This window comes from Thermoflavifilum thermophilum, assembly GCF_900116565.1.
GTDB classification, from domain to species: Bacteria; Bacteroidota; Bacteroidia; order Chitinophagales; family Chitinophagaceae; genus Thermoflavifilum; species Thermoflavifilum thermophilum.
On the sequence record NZ_FPCJ01000001.1, the window covers coordinates 2198917 to 2220068 of the forward strand.

General features: G+C 45.2%; 17 protein-coding genes. 9 read left to right on the plus strand and 8 right to left on the minus strand.

Going from position 1 to position 21152, the window contains the following annotated elements:
• Window position 1 precedes the first annotated feature (1 nt).
• Entirely contained in the window at window positions 2–1945 is a 1944-nt protein-coding gene (locus BM367_RS09415; protein ID WP_092460078.1) for a beta-N-acetylhexosaminidase, read from the minus strand.
• 111 nt (window positions 1946–2056) lie between these two features.
• On the opposite strand from BM367_RS09415, the gene BM367_RS09420 reads away from it, so the two are divergent.
• Window positions 2057–2965: a sugar phosphate nucleotidyltransferase gene (locus BM367_RS09420; RefSeq protein ID WP_092460079.1), complete on the plus strand. Its 909-nt coding sequence runs from the start codon at window positions 2057–2059 to the stop codon at window positions 2963–2965.
• Complete coding sequence (locus BM367_RS09425; protein ID WP_092460080.1) at window positions 2953–4053, plus strand: phosphotransferase enzyme family protein; 1101 nt, start codon at window positions 2953–2955, stop codon at window positions 4051–4053. Before BM367_RS09420 ends, BM367_RS09425 begins: the two co-directional genes overlap by 13 nt.
• Before the next feature lie 4 nt (window positions 4054–4057).
• Here the strand turns inward: BM367_RS09425 and BM367_RS09430 are convergent, their stop codons facing one another.
• Entirely contained in the window at window positions 4058–5473 is a 1416-nt protein-coding gene (locus BM367_RS09430) for a sialate O-acetylesterase (protein WP_092460081.1), read from the minus strand.
• Between the two features lie 145 nt (window positions 5474–5618).
• Between BM367_RS09430 and BM367_RS09435 the strand changes: the two genes are divergently transcribed.
• The 4 genes from BM367_RS09435 (at window position 5619) to BM367_RS09450 (ending at window position 8862) form a co-directional block, all read left to right on the plus strand.
• Window positions 5619–6656 (plus strand): sugar-binding domain-containing protein, encoded by a 1038-nt coding sequence (locus BM367_RS09435; protein ID WP_177224180.1) that lies wholly within the window; start codon window positions 5619–5621, stop codon window positions 6654–6656.
• Window positions 6656–7234 carry a beta-galactosidase small subunit gene (locus BM367_RS09440; protein ID WP_092460083.1) on the plus strand — a complete coding sequence of 193 codons (579 nt, stop codon included), beginning with the start codon at window positions 6656–6658 and terminating at the stop codon, window positions 7232–7234. Before BM367_RS09435 ends, BM367_RS09440 begins: the two co-directional genes overlap by 1 nt.
• Before the next feature lie 221 nt (window positions 7235–7455).
• Window positions 7456–8574, plus strand: a complete 1119-nt coding sequence (locus BM367_RS09445; protein WP_092460084.1) for an acyl-CoA dehydrogenase family protein — start codon at window positions 7456–7458, stop codon at window positions 8572–8574.
• Window positions 8575–8586: 12 nt separating this feature from the next.
• On the plus strand, window positions 8587–8862 hold the full coding sequence (locus BM367_RS09450) for an Rdx family protein (protein ID WP_092460085.1): 276 nt from the start codon (window positions 8587–8589) through the stop codon (window positions 8860–8862).
• On the opposite strand, the gene BM367_RS09455 is transcribed toward BM367_RS09450, so the two are convergent.
• The 5 genes from BM367_RS09455 to BM367_RS09475 form a co-directional block, all read right to left on the minus strand.
• Window positions 8863–10740 carry an Nramp family divalent metal transporter gene (locus tag BM367_RS09455; protein WP_245759955.1) on the minus strand — a complete coding sequence of 626 codons (1878 nt, stop codon included), beginning with the start codon at window positions 10738–10740 and terminating at the stop codon, window positions 8863–8865.
• Window positions 10727–11395, minus strand: coding sequence for a metal-dependent transcriptional regulator (locus BM367_RS09460; RefSeq protein ID WP_092460087.1), 669 nt, complete (start codon window positions 11393–11395; stop codon window positions 10727–10729). The genes BM367_RS09455 and BM367_RS09460 overlap by 14 nt, the downstream gene beginning before the upstream one ends.
• 275 nt (window positions 11396–11670) lie before the next feature.
• Window positions 11671–12774: an AI-2E family transporter gene (locus BM367_RS09465; protein ID WP_092460088.1), complete on the minus strand. Its 1104-nt coding sequence runs from the start codon at window positions 12772–12774 to the stop codon at window positions 11671–11673.
• A gap of 32 nt (window positions 12775–12806) precedes the next feature.
• Window positions 12807–14438 carry an OstA-like protein gene (locus BM367_RS09470; RefSeq protein ID WP_177224181.1) on the minus strand — a complete coding sequence of 544 codons (1632 nt, stop codon included), beginning with the start codon at window positions 14436–14438 and terminating at the stop codon, window positions 12807–12809.
• 131 nt (window positions 14439–14569) lie between these two features.
• A complete protein-coding gene (locus BM367_RS09475; RefSeq protein ID WP_177224182.1) occupies window positions 14570–15556 on the minus strand; it encodes an MlaD family protein in 987 nt (328 codons plus the stop codon).
• Between the two features lie 157 nt (window positions 15557–15713).
• Between BM367_RS09475 and ung the strand changes: the two genes are divergently transcribed.
• Window positions 15714–16388 carry a uracil-DNA glycosylase gene (gene ung, locus BM367_RS09480; RefSeq protein WP_092460091.1) on the plus strand — a complete coding sequence of 225 codons (675 nt, stop codon included), beginning with the start codon at window positions 15714–15716 and terminating at the stop codon, window positions 16386–16388.
• A 19-nt stretch (window positions 16389–16407) separates the two neighbouring features.
• Window positions 16408–17196, plus strand: coding sequence for a lysophospholipid acyltransferase family protein (locus BM367_RS09485; protein WP_092460092.1), 789 nt, complete (start codon window positions 16408–16410; stop codon window positions 17194–17196).
• On the opposite strand, the gene BM367_RS09490 is transcribed toward BM367_RS09485, so the two are convergent.
• Entirely contained in the window at window positions 17178–19829 is a 2652-nt protein-coding gene (locus BM367_RS09490; protein WP_092460093.1) for a putative LPS assembly protein LptD, read from the minus strand. The genes BM367_RS09485 and BM367_RS09490 overlap by 19 nt on opposite strands.
• Window positions 19830–19968: 139 nt before the next feature.
• Between BM367_RS09490 and BM367_RS09495 the strand changes: the two genes are divergently transcribed.
• The gene (locus BM367_RS09495; RefSeq protein WP_177224183.1) at window positions 19969–21126 is read left to right on the plus strand and encodes an N-acetylmuramoyl-L-alanine amidase family protein; all 1158 of its coding nucleotides are present in this window, start codon (window positions 19969–19971) and stop codon (window positions 21124–21126) included.
• Window positions 21127–21152: the final 26 nt, after the last annotated feature.

Consider the following 21152-nt stretch of genomic DNA (forward strand, 5'->3'; position numbering starts at 1 on the left):
TTTAAGGAATTGCAGCTGCAACCTCATCCCTGGCAAGTCTTGGCTGTATTGCCGGTGCTGAGATTTTACTGGAATTTCCTTGTGTGGCTGCATGCTGGTACACAGCACTGTAGGGTACGCTGATATTGCCTGATGGAGTGACTTCTATGCATCGCAGTGTCAACGATTTTCCGGCAGGCAAATAGAGTGTGAAGGGCTTTTCAAATAACGGAGATGTGGGTGTAGGATTGCTGCCATCCAGGGTATAATAGATTTTGGTGCCAGGCAAGAGGGGTTTTAAATCAATCGTCAAGCTATCAGTTTGCAGGGTGCTATCCTGCAGGCCAATGGGTTCCGGAATGCGAAAATGCACGCCAGCCTGATCCAGCCAATGAAGTTGAGCGGGTAGGCGGCTCAGAAAATCCTGATAATTTTTTTTGGAAAGAGGCGTCCAGGCAGCTTCTGCAAGTGCCAGCATTCGGGGAAAGACCATGTATTCGGCTTCTCTGGTATTGGGAATGTATTCTGTCCAGAGGTTGGCCTGCATGCCGATGATATAATGCTGCTCATCCGGCGAAAGACTTGCTGGTACGGGATTATAGCCATATACTTTCCAGAGGGGCAGGTATCCACCGATATTCAACGGCTCATAGGTCGGATTGCCCTGTCCGTGATCGAAATACAACCATTCACCCGGCGTCATGATTACATCATGATGTTGCTTGGCCGCTGCAATGCCTCCCTGTTCACCCCTCCAGCTCATGACGGTAGCGTGCGGTGCCAGGCCGCCTTCCAGAATTTCGTCCCAGCCAATGATATCCCGGCCATGTGCGTTTAGGAATTTCTCGATGCGCTGGATGAAATAGCTTTGCAGTTCTTCTTCGTTTTTCAGTCCCAGTTCACGGATCCGTTGCTGGCAAAGCGGACATTGTTTCCAATGATCTTTGGGGCATTCATCACCGCCGATATGAATGTAATGACTGGGGAAAAGTTGCATGACGCGTGTCAGCACATTTTCCAAAAACATGAATGTGCTGTCGTTTCCGGCGCAAAACACGTTGGGCGATACACCCCATTGCGTCCACACGTCATAAGTAGGACCAAAGCCCTTGCAACCCAGCCAGGGATAAGAAGCCAGTGCAGCCTGGGCATGGCCGGGCATTTCAATTTCAGGAATCACGGTGATGTAACGGGCTGCCGCGTATGCGACAATTTCTTTGATTTCTTCGTCGGTATAATACCCGCCATAGGGCTGCCCATCATAGATGCCGGAGTTGTGACCAATGACCGTTTGTTTGCGAAAGGCGCCCACTTGAGTAAGCTTAGGATATTGAGGAATTTGAATCCGCCATCCCTGATCTTCGGTCAGATGCCAGTGAAAAGTGTTGAGTTTATAACGTGCCATCCAGTCCAGATAGCTTTTGATAAAAGACACCGGGAAAAAATGCCGGCCACAGTCCAGATGCATGCCCCGGTAATGGAATCGTGGACTATCGACAATTTCCACAGCTGGAATTTCCAAATGGTTGGTTGGAGTTGCAGGGAAAAGTTGTAGTAAAGTTTGTACACCATAAAACAAACCGGCGCCGTCACCTGCACTGATGCGGATTTGCCGGTTATTTACCTGCAAATGGTATCCTTCATGAGGGGTGCTTCCGGGTTTCAATAGTAGCTGTAAAGTAGCGGCTGTGGCTGATTGCGTGAGATGCAGGCTAAATCCATAGCGTTGTTTCAATGTCTGATTCAGTAAAGCTGCAATATGCTGAGCTTCGGCATCCGGCGCATAGATAAGGCTTTGAGGAGTGAATGTCAACGAACCATTTTCCTGTTTTACTAATACCGGTTCCGGAACAATTTCAATCTCTCTCTGGGAAAGATTATTTTGCAACGAAGCAAGCGTTTTCTGAGCAAAGCTTGAAATACATGCAAGCAACAAGCTGGTAGTGAGCAGGAGTATGTGTTTCATGGCAAGTACATTTCATTTATGGTTTCAAAAATATAGAAATAACCCTATAAAACAGCATGCAAACGTTGGATAAACTCAGGCAGTTGTTATTTTTGTACCAAATCATTTCACATGTCTAAACCAACTTTACTGATATTGGCAGCAGGTATCGCCAGTCGATATGGAAGCATGAAGCAAATTCAGCAATTTGGTCCCGGCGGAGAAACTATCATGGAATATTCCATTTATGACGCTATCCGCGCCGGATTCGGAAAAGTGGTATTTATCATCCGAAGGGATTTTGAAGAGGCATTTAAAAACATTTTTGAACCCAAACTAAAAGACCGCATTCCTACGGCGTATGTCTATCAGGAGATGGATGCTTTCTTGCCGAAGGGTTTTCAGCTTCAGGTGGAGCGTGCCAAGCCGTGGGGCACAGCACATGCTGTGTTATGTGCCAAAGATGCCATCCACGAACCATTTGCGGTAATCAATGCCGATGATTATTACGGCCGTGAAGCTTTTGAAAAGATGGCCGCATTTTTAGAAAATGAATGCAGTCCGCGTCGTTTTGCTGTATTAGGTTATGAGCTGGGAAACACTCTTTCGGATTATGGTTCTGTTTCGCGTGGTGTGTGTGAAGTGGATGATCAAGGCAATTTGAAACACATTCAGGAGCGCACCAAAGTGTATCGGAAAGCTGGGCAGATTGTGTATGAAGAAGACGGGAAAACATTTTCACTACCAGCCAATACGCCTGTATCCATGAATTTCTGGGGGTTTGATTCGGCTTTTTTCACCGTAGCAGAACCTTTATTCCATCAGTTTGTTTATGCTCATGCCAGCGATCCCAAGGCTGAATTTTTGATTCCCGCTGTTGTAGATCATTTCATTCAGCAGGGAATGGGCACCGTAAAGGTGATTCCCACTGCATCGCCCTGGTTTGGTGTTACCTACAAGGAAGATGCGCCTATGGTGATTGCCGGATTTAAAAAGCTGGTGGATGAAGGCGTGTATCCCTCATTTCTATGGAAAACATAAGTCTTGCACCCGAAATTTATCAAGCGTTCGGACTGGATCGAAATCGGTTTGTGGCAAAGCGTTTCGGGCATGGCTATATTAACCGGACCTATTTGCTGCAATCGTATCACGGAAAAACTTTCCTGCCGGAAGGTGAGGCTTATATTCTACAAAAAATAAATACACAGGTGTTTACTGATCCGGATGCTGTTGCCAGCAACTATCGCCTGGCTGCTGGTTTTTTAAAGCAGCATCATCCGGATTATCTGTTTGTAGCACCTTTGCGTACGGTTGATGCAAAGGAATATTGCATCTGGAATGATGAATACTGGAGGCTTCTGCCTTATATCCCCCATACCGTTGCATTGGATGCAGCAACTGCGCCTGAGCAGGCTTACGAAGCAGCCCGGCAGTTCGGGCGGCTCACCCGCTACCTGCATGATGCACCCTTGCATCAGTTTCAGATCGTAATTCCCAATTTTCATAATTTAACCCTACGATACAGCCAGCTACAAGAAGCCATCCGCAGTGCACGTGAAGAACGACGCGAATATGCTGAAGAACTGATTGAAGGTTTTCTGGATTATTCTTCCATTGCCATTCATTTTGAAGAAATCAAAACGGAAAAATCTTTTCCGGATCGCATCGTACATCATGATGCCAAGATGAACAATGTATTGCTTGATGAAAAAACATTCAAGGGTGTGTGTGTCATTGATATGGACACACTGATGCCCGGTAAAATTATTTCTGATCTGGGCGATATGATTCGTACTTATGTGAGTCCAGTGTCTGAAGAAGAGCGTGATTTCAGTAAAATTGAAATTCGCACGCAATATTTTGATGCTTTGATTCAGGGATATCTGGATGAATTGAGGGATTTGCTGACACCTGTGGAAAAACAATCTTTGTTTTATGCAGGTTTGTTTATGACCTACATGCAGGGCATCCGTTTTCTCACTGATTTTTTAAACGAAGATGTTTATTATCCCATTCAATATCCTGAACATAATTTTTATCGGGCCAAGAATCAGTTCGTGTTGCTTCAGCAACTCATGTCCCGGCAAGATGAATTGAAAGCCATCATTCAGAAACATTTGCATGCATGATCAGCTAATGTGACAACACTGGCCAGTTATCCGTACGGAATGGCGATGCCGGCAGCCCAGCTCGATTAAATAAATTGGGTATAGCAGTGTTGGAGAAGCCGAAACGCACAGCTACAGGGTGATGAATAGCATGATTCCATACCACCAGTGTATTTTTTTCCACTTTTGCCTGAGCCGGAAGAAAATGTTGATCTTCACCGGCAATATAAATATCTGTGAGTTGTTTGCCGCGAATGATGAGTCCGTCATCAGCGAAATCAAAATAAATACGAATTCGGTTACCTTCTGTTTTCATAGAATCATACAGCGGGCCTGAACATACGATATCTGTGAATCCGTATGTTTTTGCCAGAGCCCATCGGGCAAGTCTTTCCCCTACATTTTGTTTGTCTTTCGGATGGATATCTGTAGTATCGCCGGTGATATCAGTAGTTACCACGATACCGGTATTCGGCACATGCAAATAAGTTTGCAGCTGCGCTTCTCTGATCAAAGCTCCAATATAAGGCGAGCCATATCGAAAAGGTGCAATCTGTACAAAGTAAAAAGGAAAATCTTTTTGCCATAATCTGCGCCAGCTTTGAATCATACGGCTGAAATCTTCTGTATAGGTTTGGGGGTTGTTGGTATTGGTTTCACCCTGGTACCAGATTACGCCTGCTATCGGGAAAAATTGCCAGGGTGCAATCATGGCGTTAAAAGCAAGAGCAGGCTGCACGGGCCACCACTGTGCTGCAGGAAGCTTGGCAGCAGATGCTGCAAGTACGGGATGATGGGCAAAAATGCTGTCGGGCATCCAGGTTTCTATGGGTGTGCCACCCCAGCAGGCCTCAATCAGTCCCACAGGCACATGCAGATGTGTGTGCAGACTTCTTCCAAAAAAATAAGCTACTGCACTAAAATCCGCGACCGTTTGTGGGGAGCAAATCTCCCATTTGCCTCTTAGCTCTTGTTGTGGGCATAAGGAAGTGGTTTTGTACACATGAAACAGGCGAATCTCCGGAAACTGCATACCTGTCGCTTCTTCCTGTTGTTTGGTAACGGGCGACCAGTTCGCGCTGAACTCCATATTGGATTGCCCGCTGCATAGCCAGGTTTCACCAATCAAAATATTGTGGATGGTGATTTGCTGATGATCATTGGAAACCGTTAAGGTATAAGGCCCGCCAGCATGCGGTGTGGGCAGTTTCACTTCCCAGCGTGCGCCTGAAGAAGCCTGCGTTTTCAATGTATCCGATAGCCAGTCGGCTTTTATCCACACATGCTGCCCGCCATCTGCCCAGCCCCAGAGCCTCACCGTATCCCGTTGCTGCAACACCATGTTATCGGAAAAATAATCAGGCAAGCGAAGCTGCTGCGCAAATGATGCCTGCAGCAAACCTATGCTTATACTCAGGAACAGAATGGTAATCTTTTTCATCTCCATATTTTTGAAGTGAAGATAAAAAAATGTATTTGCACTAATTGAATATCCCTGCAATGATTGTCTTTTTTAGAAATCTGTCGTCATGATGAAATACCGGTTCATATTCCCGAAGATGAGGATGGTAAATTTTCTGATGGCAATGAGTGTTGCCAGCCTGTTTCATACAGTTAGTGCACAACAAAATGAACCGCCTGCATTTTGGGAAGATGAGCAGGTGAATGCCTATCATCGCGAGCCCATGCATGTTTCCTATTTTGCATACGAAAACAGAGCACTTGCCTTGCAAAATAATTCCACACAATCATCCAATTATCTTTCTTTAAATGGCATCTGGAAATTCAAATGGGTGGATAAACCTGATGATCGTCCTTATGGATTCTGGAAAACGAATTATGATGATCATTTGTGGAATGATTTTCAGGTGCAGGCTACATGGGAAGTGAATGGATATGGTATTCCGATTTATACCAACATTCGGTATGATTTTGATTATTTGATCAAGCCCGATCCGCCGCATGTTCCGCATGCATACAATCCGGTAGGTTCATACAGGCGTTGGGTTCAGATTCCGGATTCGTGGAATGGCAAAAAAATTTATCTGCACTTTGGTGCCGTTCGTTCTGCATGTTATGTTTGGGTAAATGGAAAATGGGTAGGATATAGCGAAGACAGCAAATTGCCGGCTGAATTCGATATTACGAATTATGTAAAGCCCGGTCAGAAGAATCTGATTGCTTTTCAGGTATATCGGTGGAGTGATGGCAGTTATATGGAAGATCAGGATATGTGGCGGCTGGCGGGTGTGAACCGAGATGTATATCTGTTTGCTCGCAATCCTGTTCATATCCGAAACGTGGAAATAGTCCCGGATTTGATACATCAATATCAAGATGGTGTGTTGCACATCAAAATTGATTTTTTAAATAATGCTGATCCTGCCTTGCGTCATTATCGAGCAGGAATTGAATTGCTGGATAGTACCAATAAAATATTGCTGCACAAAACTGTTTCTTTATCAGATAGCAATGCTTTTCAGCATATTTTCATGGAGCTTCGCAATCCGCACAAATGGACAGCTGAAACACCTTATTTGTACAAGGTGCTGGTTAGTTTGCTGGATGATAATAACCGTATGCTCTCCCGGATGTATATGCCAGGCTGCATCTGGATTATGTAATGAATGGTGAAGGTGTTATCAGTGTGCGGCAGGATTTCTATGCTGATACGTCGCGTAATGTGCCTATGATGTTTAAATACGGAATGCAAATGGTATTTCCCGAACAATTTCATCACATGCAATGGTATGGACGTGATCCGGATGAAAATTACTGGGATCGTAAGGATGCGGCCTTTGTGGGTTTATATACTTTGCCGGTAAGGGCGCAGTTTCATCCCTATATTCGTCCGCAGGAAACGGCCAACAAAACAGATGTACGATGGGTGCAGCTAAAGGATGATGATGGCAATGGGATCTGGATGGCTGGTGATACCCTGTTGAATGTGGAAGCCCGTCATTTTCTGGATGAAGATCTGGATGAAGGTTTGGAAAAAAATAACCGACATGCCGGAGAATTGAAGCCAAGGCAAATGACCGTATTCAGTATTGATTTGCAGCAAACAGGCGTGGGAGGAATAGATTCCTGGGGTGCATGGCCATTGCCACAATATCGGCTTAATTATCAAAACTATCATTATCAGTTTCTCATCAAACCCATTATTCAACATTTATCTGCAGCCATATCTGTCTATAAATAAATCCAGGTTTGCCGCACATCATGCTGTCTGTGTCATAGCTGTTTGTTGACAAGGCTATATGCAGTGTTGACTGAAAATGCAAGGGATAAAATGTATTGATCTCATCTGGAATGATTTTTATGCATGATCACAGATTTTAATCCCTGCATCAAAAAAGGATATGACATGATTTAATCACCGAATTTGCAGGCCGAAAGCATGTGATCTATTAATTTTATGGCATGAATACCCATTTCCGGGAAATTTTACCCGAAGCAGTGTTTCAGATTTTTCGTACGGAAGCTGCTGAGGCTGAAAAGAAAGGTGCTCTGACCGATGCTCAGCTGCAATGCATCTATACCCAGCGATATCTGCGGATGTGGATTCCTGCAGCTCTGGGCGGGGACGAAATCCCGTTGCCGGATGCAGTAGCCCTGTTGGAAGCCTTATGTTGGGCCGATGGCAGTGTGGGTTGGGTTGTGAATCTGGGTGCAGGTGCCAACCTATTTGCAGGTTATATGCAGCCAGAAGCAGCAAGTTATTTTTTTGCAGATGAAAAAGCCTGGGCGGCTGGTAGTGGAGCCATTTCAGGCAAAGCCATCAGCCGGCAGGATGGATATGAAGTGCAGGGTTTGTGGAAATATGCCAGCGGAAGTGCTCATGCCACCTTATTTACCTTCAATGCCTGGCTTTACGATGAAACAGGCCATCCTTTAAAAAATGATGTCGGAGAGCCGGTGTATAGGTCATTTGCAGTGCCGGCTGAACAGGTTAAAATCATTTCCAATTGGCAGGTAATGGGGCTGAAAGCCACTTCCAGTGATGATTTTGCCGTAAACGGTGTCATGGTGCCTGCTTTGCATCAGTTTGATCTGCTGCATCCTTCTCCATTTCATCAAAGCCCTTTGTACAGTTTTCCTTTTTTAACTTTTGCTGAAATCACCACTTCGGTAATGTTATCGGGCATGGCCCTGCATTTCCTGGATGAGTTTGATGCATTATCACGACAAAAAAAGCCAACGGGTTTTGATCAATTGCTGGGAAATATTCCGATTGTGGAACGTACCTGGCATGATGTTCAGACGCGCTTTCAGCATGCACGGACTCACTTTTATCAAACGCTGGAAAATATCTGGTGTGTGCATGTAGAAAGCCGTAGCTTACAGGCTGATCAGCTTAAAGCCATGAAGCAGGCCGCTGGTGGGCTTGCCGAGGCATCTTTGCAGGGTGTGGAAAAACTGTATCGGTTTTGTGGGATGACCTCCATTTATCTTCAGCACCCGCTGAACCGCATCTGGCGCGATATACATGTGGCATCTCAACATCAGCTGGTATCTCCTTTATATCATGCCGAAACGTAATTTGCATGTGATATGAAACACACATTAACCATTGAATATTGTCCCCGTTGCGGATGGTTGCTGCGGGCCGCATGGATGGCTCAGGAAATGCTTACCACTTTTCAGGATGAGCTCAAGAGCGTAACGCTTGTCCCCAGTGAAACAGGTGGTACGTATCAAATCCGGGTTGATGATGTATTGATTTTTGATCGCAAACAGGAAGATGGCTTCCCTGAGATTAAAATCCTGAAACAAAGAGTTCGCGACCAGATCAATCCGCAGAAAAGCCTGGGCCACGCAGATCGCTGATTATACAATCAGCACAGGGATATGTACATGATGCCGCACGTAATTAACGGTTTCACCATAAATTAAATCCTTCATGCCACGATGGCCATGGCCGCCCATAATCAGCAGATCTGCCTGTTCTTCATTCACAATACGTGCAATTTCTTTTCCGCGGCGATGATAGGCGAGAACACCCTTTGCTTTGAGATTTTTTTCTTCAAACATGCGCACATACGCGGCTAACTGTTGCTGATCCTGCTGGGATTCCTGATCAAAACTTTGTTTGCCCAGTATGCGAGCTGATACGCTTTCAACCACATGAATCAACAAATATTCTGTATTCGGATTGCCCTGTGCAAATGCATGAGCCAGGATGGCATGGTCTTTTTCGCTGAAATCCAATGCCAGCGCAATCTTGTGATAGGGATGTATGGGCATGACAGGCGTGGGAGTTTGAGGTTTATGCAAATGATAACCTTTCTGGACGAGGGATTTTCGACGGATAGGATATAGCCAGGTGATGAGCAGCAATATCATAAAACCAGCTCCGCCCGCTATGGCAGATATTTTACCAATGATGCTATCAGATTGAATAATATAGCCAGAGATTTGCTCAACCACCATACGCACATTCAGATATATCAGTACAATTGCCACCAACCAGGCCAGCATTTTTATGGGTGTGGAAAGAGCAAACTTTCCCATGGTTTGCCGGTCGCTTACAAAATAAATCAGCGGAATAATCGCAAAACTCAGCTGCATGCTCAGGATTACCTGGCTGAGGATTAGAAGTTGCCCCACCGCATGCTCACCGGCAATACTGATCAAGATCACGGCGGGTATGATAGCCAGCATCCGGGTGATGAAACGGCGCAGCATTGGGTTGATGCGCAACTGAAGATAACCTTCCATCACGATCTGACCGGCCATGGTACCCGTGATGGTAGAGCTTTGTCCGGAAGCAATCAACGCAATACCGAACAGGATGGGAGCCAGATGATTGCCCAGCAAGGGTTCCAGCAGATGGTAAGCATCCTGTATTTCAGCTACCTCCGTATGTCCTGAATGGAAAAACACGGCTGCAGCCAATACCAGCAGGGCAGCATTCACCAGAAACGCCAGATTGAGGGCAATGAAGCTATCCAGAAAATTTAATTTCAAGGCCCGCCGAATGCCTGCTTCATCACGATGAATTTTGCGCGTCTGTACTAAAGCCGAGTGCAAATACAAATTATGTGGCATCACCGTGGCGCCAATGATGCCCACTGCAATGTAAAGAGCTGCTTCATCCGGCAAATGAGGAATAAATCCACTTGCAATTTCGATTGGATGGGGGCGCGCCATCCACAATTCGATGAACAATGAAATACCAATGATGGAAATAAGACTGATGATGAACAGTTCCAGCCGGCGAATTTTCCATCGCTGCAAAAAAAGAATCAGCAAAGTATCCAGAGCTGTGATAAGCACACCTGTCAACAAGGGTATCTGAAACAGCAGCTGGAGGCCAATGGCCATACCCAGTACTTCGGCCAGATCGCAAGCAGCAATAGCCACTTCGGCCAGCAGATACAAAATAAAGTTAAGCGCGGAGGGATACATTTCCCGGTTGGCCTGTGCGAGATCCCGGCCCCGCACGATGCCCAGCCTTGCACTCAGCGTTTGCAGCAATACAGCCATTAAATTGCTCATCAACAATACCCAAAGCAGGGTGTACCCGTACTGGCTACCTCCGGCCAGATCAGTAGCCCAATTCCCGGGATCCATATAACCCACACTCACCAGATAGGCGGGGCCGAAAAAGGCGAAAATCTTTTTCCATAAAGAACCCGGCCGGGTGGTGTCAACCGACTGATGCACTTCCTGGAGGGAGGGATGAAGAATTTCAGTTTTTTCCATAGGTCTGGACATAAATATTGTTTGCAACCTGCTGACTCAGGGTAAAGGACGATTGTTTCAGCAATTTTATTTCCACAGAACCATCGTATTCATAGATATGCAATACTCGAAGCCTTGTACCCGGAGCAATACCTTTTTGTTGTAAAAACCTGAGCAATGCAGCCGACTGGTCAGCCACGCCGGAAACCTTCAGAGGTTGTTGAACCGGGGCATGGCTTAAGGGTATGTGGGGCGCTGTTTTTAGGGTTCCCGCCGCGTCGGGAATCGGATCACCATGAGGATCAAAGCTTGGATATTGCAGAAAATGAGCCAGCCTTTCAATCAGTCGCTCATCGCGGATATGTTCCAGTTCTTCAGCCAGGTGATGCACCTCGTCCCAGCCAAATCCCAGTTTTTCAACCAGAAAGCATTCCCATAGCCGATGCCGGCGGATGATGTGCATGGCATGCTTCTTTCCGCTGGGCGTGAGTTTCAGTCCATAATATTTTTCGTATGAAATGAGCTTTTTCTTCTGTAATCTATTGGCCATGTCTGTTACAGCCGCTGGACTGGTTTCCAGCATAGCAGCCAAACCATTTGTGGTAGCTTTGGTGTGTTGGCTCTCCAGCTTGTAAATGGCTTTGATGTAATTCTCTTCGGCAACCGTTAATTTCATTTATTTTTTTAAGCAAACTTAAAAATAATTTTTATATTTTTCAAAATCAGTTTTTATGTAACTAAATAATTGATTTCAACTCATGTGAATTATTATTTTCTAATTTTGAAAAAGTGATTCAGTTTGTATATCCATGAATCACTTTATTCCCAGGAAGGATTATTACATGCAACTTATGTTTTTCGAAAGCATGCGGTTTGCATCTATGTGGGTATGCATGGATATAAAGGATGCAGGAAGTTTTTTTTAAAAGCTGTATATTGATTTTTGAAATTTCAGGAAACGGATTGTTTTTGTTTCCTGTTATTTTTGAGTTTTATTTTTTTTACCTGCACGGGGTGGGTATCGTCGCTTAGCAGAGTTGACCAGGCCTGCATGCTTTCAATCTGGTCAAAAACAATTTTCATAATGGCAATGGTAGGAATGGCCAGAAACATCCCAGCAATGCCCCACATCATTTCGCCGATGACTACTCCTATAATGGTGATGAGTACATTAATTTTTACCTGCGAACCCACAATCCTGGGCATCAGAAAATTGGCATCGAAAGTATGCACAGCCACCATGGTGATTACCAGAGCAAGCACTTTGCTTATGCTTCCACTGGCAAACGTAATCAATGCGCAAAGTACCAGAGAAGAATAAATACCTACATAGGGAATGATATTCAGTATAGCCGTAATAACTGCCAGCAGCCAGGCATAGGGAATGCCCAAAATCCAGAAAATGCTTCCAAGCAAGATGGCAATGGCTACAATTTCCATCAGCAATCCCAATACATATCGTTTCACTACCCGTTCAATTTGCCTAAGTGTGGCGTGTACGCGCGGACGATGGGGCTCCTTGAATAGCTGCATCAGAAAACGCGTAAGCAAACGACGATAATACAAAAGCAGAAACATGTAAATCGGAACGAAAATAATAAATAGCAGGGTAGTGGATACCGACACAACCGTATGCCCGATGATGGCACTGGATGAAATATTTTGTGTGGCAATCTGAATAAGGTCTTCTCTGCTTTGTATTTTCATGTGCAGATGTTGATGCAGCCATTCCTGCAATTGTTGCAGTGTAATATTCAGTTGCTGTTGCAGCGCAGGCCAGTCGCCCGCCATCACCCGCACCTGTGAAGCTACAAAATACAAAACAGCCAGCAATACGGCAATGAACAATACAATTGAAATGAGTACGGCAAGGCTTCTGGGCACATGCATTTTTTCCAGCACACGATTTACCGGCAAAAGCATCATGGAAAATAAAAATGCAAACAACAGCGGAGAGAGCAGGGGCTGCCCGATGTACACCAGATAACCTATCAGCACAATGCTAAGCAATATGGCAGCCAGCCTGACAAAAAAGGGAAGAGGAGACGTGTTCATATGAGAACGCTTGTAGGGTGAATATAAAAACTTCAGGGCATATTTTTATACACCTGCAGGAAGTTCCATACCGGATGGGAGGCTGGAAGCAATTCTTCCCTGCTATGCGGGCGACGATCTATTTGCCAGGAAAAATTGCGCAAGAAATATTCTTGCAGGTTAGCATTTTTTATTGGACTCATCGAGCCAGAGGGTTCATCCCGAAAAGCAACGCGATAAACCTTCTGATCTCTGAAATAAATATCAATCACACCACAAGATACTTTATTGATTCCAATGAATGCACCTGTATCATCCTGCACATAATATATGCTTTCGGCATTGCCGTTCACATGCATCCAATCGAGGTGATTATCGTGAAAATATCCGTAAATCGTTCTGCCTTTTACCTGGTTGAACATTCCCTTTCCAATCTGATTCACGATGATGGCATTTTCAATTAGTTGCAGCTCTTTTGCCTGCTGATTTTGGGTGCTCAGGTATATACTGTCGCCACTCAGCTGATAATCACCTATCCACACCACTGGTTGGATATAAAAGCGGAATGTGGAATCGGCAAAAGAATAATACATGCTATCAGCTACGGCCTGCAGGGAATCACTGTAGATACGTACATGATGAAATGCACTGAAATATCTTATTTCTGAACTATCTTGTTGTGCTGAATCTGCATGGTGAAGCATCGCATCCGTCCGGGGAATAATGCCTGAAAAAAGAGTATCTGCAGCCGTATAGAGGGTATCATTTTTCATTTCATAAATCAACACAGGCTGTTGGGTGGCAAGCAAGGTATGTGTCTGGTCATGTGTTTCGGCATAACCCGCCACCACGGTTACTTTGCGGGATGTATCACGCCATATCACATTTCCTTTAGCCATGCCTATGCCTTTTTCTCTGACATAAAACAAACTGTCGGCGGTCGTCATCTGGCTGCTGTCTGAGATTACCGATCGGCTGGCAAACATAGCTTCGCCCAGATCGGTGTTGTAATAACCATCGCGGGTATGAATAACAGTAGCACTGTCCTGCAGATGAATCACGGTAGGTGCCACAAAATAGGCAGTATGGGTATCGGTATGATATACGAGCGTGTCTGTGCTTAAAGTATATTGCGGGTCTTTCAGTTTCACCCGATGCTGAAAAAACGCCTGATGCAAATCGGTATAATAAGTTGCTGACTGGCTGGTAAGAGTGGTTTGCTGGCTCACCAGCCTGCCACCTTGCTGATATTGGGCAACATGTTTATTCAAATCATAGGTTAAGGTTTCGGTGTACAAGGTCATCTGTGCATCTTGCAGGCGCACATGTCCTGAAAGGGTGGCCAGTTTTTCATTTCCCAGATAATGCAGATAATCACCATAAGCATGCACACTATCGGCCTGGTTGATATGGATATGGCCATAAGCATCCACCACATTGATGGTGTTGTTTTTGTAAGCACTGTCGCATGAAAAGAGCGTGTTGCCCTGTTGCAGCATGACGTGCCCCATCAGTTTGGTGATGTCAGAATCTTTTTTCTGAATGCCAATCAGGGAATCTGCATGAATGATGTAAATAATTTTCACACTATCGCTGCGGGCAGCCGGCTGTTGAGCGTATGCTGATCGAGAAAGGCCAATGCAACCCATCCACGCAATGAGTCCTATGCTAATTATTCGATTCATTGCAAAAGGCATAAGCAGGCTGGCAAGTTAAGGGAATTTACAGTAGCATAAGCCTGATCGTGAATTTCAGGATTTGTAAAATGGAGTTGTCTATGCGGTGTGGAATCAAATAGCAGCTACTGGATGCAGATTTACCGATGATCTGACGAAGGAGTTATCATGTAAATAGTATCTGGCGTCAAGGGTTGTATTTTTTGCCGGCCACCAAAGATCGAAAAATGGACATAGCGGTGAGGGTTAAGCCGCAAATCTTCCAGCAGGCGGTTTAGGTTGGCGGTAGATTGTTCCAGGTTATGATATAGCTGGGGATTGTTGAGCAGGGCTCCCAGCGATCCCTGGCCACGGTTGATTTTATCGAGAATTTGCTGCAGGTCATTCAGCGAATGATTGAGTTGATCGGTCAGCTGTTGCCAATGCACAGCTGCCAGTTGACCGGTAAGTTGTTGGGTGTTGGCAAGGATAGCATGCAGGGTATCTTTTTGTGAATTTAAGCCGGCTACAAACTGATTCACCTGTTGTATGATCTGACGGGTTTGGGCGGTGGCCTCATCCAGATGGGCAAGAGTGTTTTTCAGAGAGGCGATGGAAGCCTGTAAATCTTGCCGGGTAGCGGGCGATAGCAGGGCATGGACATCCAGCAGCACGGTATCTACTTCAGCCAATGTGTGCTGCAGTTGCAAGGAAAGAGGAGAAAGCTGCCGGGTAAGTTCACCGGTTAATGAGCTGGGTGGAGCACTTTGCAGGGTGTCACCGTTTTTTAGCCATTGGGGAGCATCGCCCATATCAATTCGGATGCTTTTGGGGCTTAGCAGATCAGGGCTATAGATACTGGCCGTGGAATTGACAGGAATGCGCACATTTTTATTGAGATTCAGTTTTACGATCACCACATCAGGCTCACGCGGTGAAAGCTGCATGCCCGTAACCCGGCCCACCAGCAATCCATTCACCACAACCGGGCTGGAGATATTCAATCCCTGCACATCGTGATATTTTACATACAGGTTTCTGCCCGAGCCAAACAAATTGCTGCCTTTCAGCACATTAAAGCCAATGATCAGCAAGGTAACACTTACAATTGTTAGAGCGCCGATTTTGGTTTCGTTGGATATTTTCACGGGATGCCAATTATGTTTTACCAAACAAACATACAGAAAAATCCTGACTGGGCAGGAAACAGTCCCGGATCGTAATCCACACTTCAGGATAATTTTGCCGGCTGGAAATAATGAAATTCCCGCTTTTTCATTGCAAATCGTAAATTATCTTTAACCCATGGATGTGAAGATCGAACCCAGCTGGAAAGCATTGCTGGATGAAGAATTCCAGCAACCTTATTTTGCACAAATTGCAAACCATCTGAAAACGGAAAAGCAGATGGGTAAAACCATTTATCCGCCGGGCAGGCTAATTTTCAATGCTTTTGAACAGACACCGTTTGATCGGGTGAAGGTGGTGTTGCTGGGGCAAGATCCTTACCACGGACCGGGACAGGCGCATGGCTTATGTTTTTCCGTACCCGCGGGAGTAGCTTTTCCGCCTTCGCTGGTAAACATTTTTCGGGAGTTGCAGGATGATTTGGGTGTGCCTGTACCCAGAAGCGGCGATCTAAGCCCATGGGCCAGGCAGGGTGTTTTGCTGCTCAATGCTATCCTTACCGTGCGTGCAGGAGAACCGGCTTCACACAGCAAAATAGGTTGGGAACGCTTTACGGATGCAGTGATCCGCAAAATATCCGAACTGAAATCGGGCGTTGTATTTCTGCTTTGGGGGCGCTTCGCACAAAGCAAAGAAGTGTTGATTGATACAAGTAAGCATCATGTGCTCAAGGCTGCTCATCCGTCGCCTTACTCTGCAGAGCGGGGTTTTTTCGGTTGCCGGCATTTTTCAAAAACCAATGCTATTTTGATACAGCAAAAACAATCGCCTATTGACTGGCGGTTGCATTAACGAAACAAAATTGTGTTTGATGATTGAACGTCGTACCATTCCATACTGGCAAAGAGTAATTTTTGGTGCATTTGCTGTATATGTGGCATTGCTTTTTCTTGTCACGATGTTGCTGACTGCTTTGTATGTGGCCATTTGCTATTTATGTTTTCACGAACCGCGCCGCACAGCCATGGTGCTGAAAGGTTATCGGGTGTGGATGAGTATTTTTTTGCCGCTGGCCGGATGCAGAATCCGCATTCGCGGCCGGGAAAGACTGAAAGGACGAGGGCCTTTTGTGGTGGTAGCCAACCATCGTTCCTTTGTAGATATTCTGGTGATGACACCTTTTGTACCCGGAGTAAACAAAACATTAGCCAAAAAAGAATTTGCTTCCATACCTGTTTTCAGTTTAATTTATCGTGCAGGATCTGTTTTGGTTGATCGGAAAAATCCTGCCAGCCGTGCAAAAAGCTACGAAGCCATGAAAGAAGTGTTGCAGCAGGGTATGCACATGATCATTTATCCTGAAGGCACACGCAATACGACTACTGAGCCCTTGCGACCTTTTCAAGATGGTGCTTTCGCCCTGGCCATTGAAACCCAACGGCCCATCGTACCCGCCGTGTTGTTTCACACCGAAAAGATTCTTCCGCCCGGTGCTGGCCTGTATTTCCGACCGCATCGAATAGAACTGCATTTTTTGCCACCCGTATCAGTAGAGGGCTACGACCGCAATCAGGTACAGGAGTTGAAGCAGCAAGTATTTTCACTCATGAAACAATATTACGTGCAATGCCTTCAGCACACTCACTGGAATAAATCGTAAAACTGTCTTGTGCGGTTAAACTTCAGATCATGCAATACTCCAGCCACCGGATTGATGGTGATGCTAAATGATTTGTAGAAACCATAAGGAATGATGCTGATGTTCATCCGCCAACAGTGTAGATCACGTGTAAGATTGATGGTGGTATAAGTGAGTTGCCTGAGACGAAAATCAAATCCGCTGCTGATGCTTACCTTCCATTTGGGAGTGAGATTAAAATCGCCGCTGAAAATAAGCGACTGATTGAAAATAGTAGTATCGCGCTTGTAATCGGGAGTTCGCGTGCGGTTAAAACTCAAACTGTAACTCATATTCAGGCTCCAGGGAATACTGAAATCAACCATGTCTGCAAAATTTCTTGGCCTGGCAAGCATTTCCTGCTCCTGCTGCAAAGTGGTTACTTCTGTTGTGGCATTTTCTTGGGTTGGCTGGTTTGCAGATTTTTTTTCATTCGATTGTGAACGGAAGGAAGTACTTAGTGCAATGTTTCCGCTTCGGAGTTTACCGGGCGAATATCTGCCCGTTTGCCATACATAGCGATTAATATCTCTGCCAGTGGAATCCTGTACATAAGGATCGATGATACCGGATGCGGATAAATTAATTTTATCAAACAGAGTCGTACTGGCTGAAAGACTGAATGGACTTAGTTTCAGGGAATCAGCATAAAAATTATAGGCGCTGTTAATGCTAAATGTATTTAAAAGTTGAATTTTCTTTTCATGATTCACGGTATCTTTTTTGGAAAATACTTTCATTTCCAGATTATTATTGATTCCAAAGTTTAATCCCCCAAACCGGCCATAGGCGGGAGGTCCGTATATCGAGCCATCAAATACAGAAACCTGTTGCTTGTATCCGTTGGTATCAACCTGCACCAGGTAGTAATATTTGCTTCCGAGATCAGGCTGATATGACACCCCTATGGTAGGCGTAAGCACGTGTCGGATAGCTTTGATTTTTCCATGTTTGAACTGTACCAGACCATATAATCGGGTACTGAAGGAAGCACCAGTTGTAAGCTGGGTGGTCGGGAAAAAGCCGTATTGATAAGTGCTGTCGAGCTTGTTTAATTTTGGATCAAAATGCAAAAACATTTTGCGGGTATAAAACGTTTGGCTCAGCCCTATGCTGGGTGAAAATGTAAAATATTTGAAAGCCGGCAGTGACAGACTGATGGGGATGCTGTGTTGAATACCGCTTTGAAATTTTTTGAAAAAGCTGGGTTTCAGAAATTCCGTGTCAATAAAACTTACACTGTTGGATGCCTGCATGTTGTATCCGACGCCAATTTTCTGATACCATTTGGGGATACCTGAAAAATTACGGGATTGAAACGGATAAACAGTGTTCATGGTAAACGTCAGCTGCGGGAAAGCAATGTTTACCTGGCGGGTTGATGTGTTCTGGCTGTGGTTGGCACTCAACGTGAGGTTGAAGGGTGAGCCCTGCCAGGTTTTGGAAAATGCAATAGATGAGTTAAGTGTATTGTTTAGCCTGATTTGTGGATCTGTTACATTATACAGGTTGTAGGTTGAAGTACCTGCATTCACGCTCGCCGAAAAATTGATCCCGGGATGTGCTTTGGGATCAATGCTGTGCGACCACATGATACGAAAATCTTTCGAGTGCTGAAAATCCGGTGTTTTGGGATCACCAAAACGGGTGTTGGCAATGCTCAGGTTCATACTTCCGCTGTAGCGGTAACGTTTCCGATAGGTAGGATTGATGGTAATATCCCAGCTTCCATACGAATACACATCGCCGCGAATGGTCATATCAAAATAAGGTCCCATGCCCAGATAATATCCCAATCCTGTAAGGCCAATACCCTTTTGCTGGGTAACAGTATATGCGGGTGGCAGCAAGCCGGTGCGTTGGCCGGTGGAAAGTGGAAAAATGAAAAACGGCAAATACAACGGTGTAGGCACGCCTTCAAATTCCAGTTCTGCATTGCGGGCTACGATAAGTTTATTGGCAATCACCTTGGCTTGTCCAATATGAATGGCAAAATGAGGTGTATCCAGATCACAGGTGGTGTACCAGCCATTGGCACCAAACACCGTATTGTTGTTTACTATCTTCGATTTTTCACTGTGCAGAAAACCTTCTCCCTGTTGTGTGGTGGTATTGAAAATGATGCCCTTTTTGGTTTTGAAATCATACTTAATAGTGTCCGATAAAAAAGTTTGTTGTCCATCTTTGAATACAGGTGCTTCATGCGGTAATCCGAGGCTATCGAGCACATAATAAGCCGTAACGATGGAAGTATGTTGATCCAGATTAATCCGATCGGCTTTTAATTCATAATTTTTGTAAGTTGTTCTGGCCTGATCATAGAGATAAATTTTTTGTGATTGCATATCCATCACAATCGAATCATGTGCCTGGTATTGTACCGGTGCATCCAGTGCATCTTTGGAGAAGCGAATAAGGGAAGTATCGGGTTTCAGGGTATCGGATACGGAACCCGTTTGCAGCGGCCTAATAGCTGGCAATAAAGTATCCTTGCCTGCGTTAGCAGAGGCAGACAGGGTAGAAGTTTGTTGTGCAGACAGCAGATGGCTACTCAGCAAACATAGCAACAGCCCGATAACTGATGATTTTCCGTTATTTTTGCTGAGTAAAGCCATGGTGGACAAAATTAGGTATATCCGGCATTATTCGGGGATTTCCGTGATGCCACATTATTTTTTAAAAAATTTTAACTTCTTGTGCATGCCGGGTTTTAAAATGATATGTTCCGGAATTGTGTTATGGATAAGCTGGTGCATGTGGATGTTTCCTTCCCGCAGTTTTGCCCAGGCTGATACTGACCGGAAATTTATTGTCGTACTTGATGCAGGTCACGGAGGAAGCGACGTGGGCGCACGGGGTAGTTTTTCACTCGAGAAAAATGTGGCGCTGGCAATTACATTGAAATTGGGTCAACTGCTGCAACAAACCCAGCCCGATGTAAAAGTGGTTTATACCCGAACCACAGATACATATCCTGCTCTTTACGAAAGAGCAGATCTCGCCAACAAAGTACATGCAGATTTGTTTATTTCCATCCATTGCAACTCTATGCCTTATCATCGCGTACTTGTGGGGCACCGATATGTGAGGCGCAATGGCAAACGTGTGCGTGTGCCTATTTACAAAATGGTCCGTTCCGATTCGGAAACAGGTACAGAAACTTATGTGCTGGGCCTGCATCGCATGGGACAAAAAACACAGGCCATAGAAAGTGAAATGGAGGCTGACAGCAATGACGTGGAAGCACGAGAAAATGCCTATATCGTGCATGAAAAAAATTACCAGCAAAATTATGGTGGCTTTGATCCCAGTAAACCGGAAACCTATATTCTGCTGGCATTGCACTCCTCAGCTTATTTGTCGCAAAGCATTGCTTTTGCCGATAGTGTGGAACAGGAGTTCAAACGGGTGGGTCGTCCCAGCCGCGGTGTTAAGCAAAAGGGGCTGGCTGTGCTGGCCGGTACGGCCATGCCTGCCGTGCTGGTGGAAACCGGGTTTATCAACAACCCGCGGGAAGAAAAATATTTGAATTCGCCGGAAGGTCAGCTGGAAATAGCCCAATGTATTGCACGGGCTATTGAAAAATACAAGCAGGCAGTATGGAAATATCGTTCACTTGTTAATACAGTGCAAGAATCATTTGCAACAGATGCTCCGGCGGCACCTGTATATCGCATTCAGCTGCTGGTGAGCAACCATTACTACCGGCCTGATGATCGCATTTTTCAGCATCTGGGTATGCCAGTTGATATTGAAGACACAACTTTGAATCAACAAAAAGCATATCGCTATCTCACAGGTCGTTTTCTGCAACGCGACTCAGCAGAACAAAAACTTGACTTTGTCCGCCAGATTGGCTTTAAAGATGCTTTTATCGTAGTTTATCAACAGGGCAGTCGTGTAAATCCCTGAAGCAGATCATCATATTTTGATAATCA